Genomic DNA, 3,999 nt, shown 5'->3' on the forward strand with positions numbered 1-3,999 from the left:
CGGGATCGCCGAGCGCGTTGACGTTGATCAGCGTGTCTCGGGCCGGATCGAGCTCGACCTTGCCGCCGCCGACCGCCATCGAAACCACCCAGGTGCCGGTCGAGACGACAGAGAAGGGCGGCCGGTCGGACAAGAGATGCGGCAGCAGCGAGGCATTGGAATCGTGCAGCCCGCAGTACACCGGCGTTTGCGGGTCGAGCCCGGTCTGCTGAGCGAGTGCGGGCAGGATCGGGCCGAGCCGGTCCTTCGCCGGCCGCACCGGCGCCATCAGCCGGCGCCAGCCCATCTTGTCCACCAGCGTCGAGTAGTCGGACTTCCACGGGTTCCAGAGGTCGGTGTGGCAGCCGAGTGATGTCACCTCATTGGCAGTCACGCCAGTCAGCCGCTGCGCCCAGTATTGCGGGTACATCAGGATCGCGGCCGCCTTGGAAAATTCTGCTGGAAAACGCCTCTGCTGCCAAAGGAGCTGCGCGCCGATGTTCAGGCCGGCCGGCAGGCGCGGCGTGCCTGTCTCGACAAAGGGCGGACGGATGAGGTCATAGTCCTCGGCGAAGTCGTCTGGTCCCGAAAATTCATAGTCGAGCACCGGCAGCGCCAGGCCTCCGTCGGCGTCGACCAGCACCGCCGTCGCGCCATGGGTGGTGATCGAGATGGCGTCGATGCGCTGCTCGCGGTGGAGTTCGGCGAGGCTATCGAGGATGAACGTCCACAGCCACTCGATGTCGTGATGCGGGTAGGGGCCGTCAGTGAGGGGCGCGTTGGCGCTGCGGCGCAGCGCCGTCTCGCGCAGGGTCGCGAGATCGACCAGCGCCACCTTGGCGTTGGTCTTGCCGATATCGACGACGGCGACGTGGCGGATCATGCCATATGGAACACAGTTTCCAGCGGCACCGCCACCGGCTCGTTGTCGGCCCCGGTTTCCACCACATCGGCCATGTGCGCCCACCAGCGCTGCATCACCGGATGCTTCGGCAGATCGGCCATGCCGTGGTCGTCACGGCGCCACAGCACGCCGAACAGGATGTTGGTCTCCTCGTCGAGATGGATCGAATAGTCGGAGATACCGGCCTGCTTCAGCAGCGCCACCAGCGACGGCCAGATCTCGTCATGGCGGCGCTTGTACTCGGCCTTCATGCCAGGATTGAGCTTCATCTTGAAGGCGTATTTTTCCATCAGGCGAAGCGTCCCTCGCGCAGGCGCCGCCAGACGATGGGCAGCGCAATCACGATGATCAGCAAGAGGCCGATGAAGATCGACATGACGATGCCCGGCACGTTGAGCAGCCCGAGCCCAAAAGTCACCAGCCCCATGATGAAGGCGGCGAGCACGACGCCCAGGATGCTGCCGGCGCCGCCGAGGATCGAGACGCCGCCCAGCACCACCATGGTGATCGCTTCCAGTTCATAGCCTTGCGCGATCGACGGCCTTGTCGAGCCGAGCCGCGAGGTGATCAGCACCGAGGCGATGCCGGACATCAGCCCGGTCAGGCAAAACAAGATGAACTTGATGCGGTCGACGCGCACGCCGGAGAACTGGCAGGCGACCGGATTGTTGCCGATGGCAAAGACGCGGCGGCCGAAGCTCGTGCGATGCAGCACGAACCAGTAGATGAGCGCGGCGACGAGGAACAGCGCCAGTTCGAACGAGAAAACCCACCAGACATAGCCCTGGCCGAAGAAGGCGAAGCTCTCCGGATAGCCCTTGTAGGCCTGGTCGCCGAGGATGATGAAGGCGATGCCGCGGAACAGGCTCATCGTGCCGATGGTGACGACAATGGAAGGCAGGCCTAGCCGCGTGACCAGCAGCCCGTTGAAGGCGCCGCAGCCGAGCCCGACAACGATGCCGATGGCCACCAGCACCGGCGTTCCGGCGCCGGCCTGCACCGCCATCCCCATCATCGTCGAGGCGAGCGCCACGATCGCCGCGACCGACAGGTCGATCTCGCCGGAAATGATCAACAGCGCCATGGCGAGCGCGATCAGCGCCTTTTCGGTGAAGTTGAAGGTCAGGTCCGACAGCGACCACGGGTCGAGGAAATAGGGCGAGGCGAAGCTGTTGACCGTGAAGATGAGAACCGCGATGACGACGAGCAGCGCCTCCCAGGAAAAGATCGCGGACGAGAGCGGCTTGTCGAGCCGGTCGGGGATGTGGCGCGGGTGAGGGGCGTCGGTCATGCCGCTTCCGCCTTTCTGAGGATGATCCGGCCCTGCCGGCGCTCACCGCGCGCATTCAGCACCACGGCCAGGATGATGGCGCTGCCCGATATCGCCATCTGCCAGAAGGGCGAGATGTTGATGACCGGCAGCGCGTTGGAGATGATGCCGAGAAACAGCGCGCCGAGCACCGCGCCGCCGACCGAGCCGATGCCGCCGGCGATCGAGATGCCGCCGATGACGCAGGCGGCGATGATGTTGAGCTCATAGCCATTGGCGACCTCGACGGATGCGATCACATAGCGCGAGATCCACAGATAGCCGGCGAGCCCGCCGATCATGCCGGAAATGCAGAAGACGATGAATTTTGTCCGGCCGACATCGATGCCGGCATAGACCGAGGCGGTCGGGTTGACGCCGATGGCATAGATCGAGCGGCCGATCTGCGCGCGCGTCATCACCACGAAGAACAGCGCGATCACCAAAAGCGCGATCCACGAAAGCACCGGCAGGCCGAGGAAGGCGGCGCGCTGGAAGTTGATGAAGTCCGGACTCATCTGGTCGGCATTGACCCAGGCGCCGCCGGACACCACGAACGTCGCGCCGCGATAGATGGTGAGCGTGCCCAATGTCACCACGATCGAGGGAATGTTCAGCCGCCACACCAGCAAGCCGTTGATGGCGCCGAGCACCAGCCCGACGGCGAGCGCGATGACGATCAGCACCGGGATCGGGATCGCCGGATGCGCGGCGTTAAGCATCGCCACCACCATACCGGTGAAGCAGAGGTTCGACGCCATCGACAGGTCGATCGAGCGCGTCAGGATCACCACCATCTGGCCGAGCGCCAGGATCATCAGGATCGAGGTATCGTTGAACACCTGGCGCAGATTGGCCGGGTCGGCGAAACCCGGGAAGCGGGTTGAGATCAGGCCGATCAGCACCGCGATTGCCGCAAGCAGCCAGATCTCGCGGTATTTGCGCAAATTCTTCATGTCGCGATCCCCGCTGCGGTTCGTACCAGCGTCTCGGCATCGAGCCCCTTGTTGTCGTGGACGGCCGCGATGCGGCCTTCGCGCATGACGACGACACGGTCCGACATGCCGAGGATCTCCGGCAGTTCGGAGGAGACCATGATCACCGACAGGCCTTGCGCGACGAGCTCGGCCATGAAGCCGTGCACGGCGGCCTTGGAGCCGATGTCGATGCCCTTGGTCGGCTCGTCGAGGATGATCACCTTGGGCGCCGTCGCCAGCCATTTGGCGATGACCACCTTCTGCTGGTTGCCACCGGAGAGCGTGCCGACATCCTGGCTGAGCGATGAGGCTCTTAGATCCAGCCGTTCGGTGTAGGAGCGGGCGAGCGCGAACTCTTCCGCCAGCCTGAGCACGCCGGATTTCGAGGTGCGCATGAGCGAGGGCAGCGACACATTCTGGAAGATCGGCATCCCGATCACCACGCCCTGCTTGCCGCGCTCCTCCGGCACATAGACGATGCCGGCCTCGATGGAGTCGGCGGCCGATTTCGGTGCGATCGTTCGGCCTTCAAGTGTGATGGCACCCCGGCTGGTGCGGGTGATGCCCGATATCGCCTGCATCACCTCGCTCCGTCCGGCGCCGACCAGGCCGTAGAAGCCTAGGATCTCGCCCTTGCGCAGCTCGAAACCGATGTCGTCGAATTCGGTCGGATGCGACAGGCCGGAAACCGCGAGCACCGGCGCGCCGATCTTCGGCTCGCGCTGCGGGAAGATGTGGTCGACGTTGCGACCGACCATCATGCGCACGATTTCGTTCTGGCCGGCATCCTTGAGCAAGCCCTCGCCGACCATCTCGCCGTCGCGGAAGAC

The 3,999-nt window shown here is 64.7% G+C and carries 5 protein-coding genes; all 5 read right to left on the reverse strand.

Annotated elements, in window-relative coordinates; translation table 11 throughout:
• On the reverse strand, positions 1–862 hold an 862-nt coding region (locus tag EN742_RS27020), incomplete at its 3' end, for an FGGY family carbohydrate kinase (RefSeq protein ID WP_245492402.1).
• Complete coding sequence (gene rhaM / locus EN742_RS27025; protein ID WP_189375609.1) at positions 859–1,173, reverse strand: L-rhamnose mutarotase; 315 nt, start codon at positions 1,171–1,173, stop codon at positions 859–861. The genes rhaM and EN742_RS27020, both read right to left, overlap by 4 nt.
• Positions 1,173–2,174 (reverse strand): ABC transporter permease, encoded by a 1,002-nt coding sequence (locus EN742_RS27030; protein ID WP_126056561.1) that lies wholly within the window; start codon positions 2,172–2,174, stop codon positions 1,173–1,175. The genes rhaM and EN742_RS27030 overlap by 1 nt, the downstream gene beginning before the upstream one ends.
• On the reverse strand, positions 2,171–3,148 hold the full coding sequence (locus EN742_RS27035; RefSeq protein WP_127405644.1) for an ABC transporter permease: 978 nt from the start codon (positions 3,146–3,148) through the stop codon (positions 2,171–2,173). Before EN742_RS27035 ends, EN742_RS27030 begins: the two co-directional genes overlap by 4 nt.
• Positions 3,145–3,999, reverse strand: an 855-nt coding sequence (locus tag EN742_RS27040; RefSeq protein WP_148670283.1) for a sugar ABC transporter ATP-binding protein, incomplete at its 5' end; no start/stop codon positions are given. The genes EN742_RS27035 and EN742_RS27040, both read right to left, overlap by 4 nt.

It is taken from the genome of Mesorhizobium sp. M4A.F.Ca.ET.020.02.1.1, from assembly GCF_004022645.1.
Classification (GTDB): domain Bacteria; phylum Pseudomonadota; class Alphaproteobacteria; order Rhizobiales; family Rhizobiaceae; genus Mesorhizobium.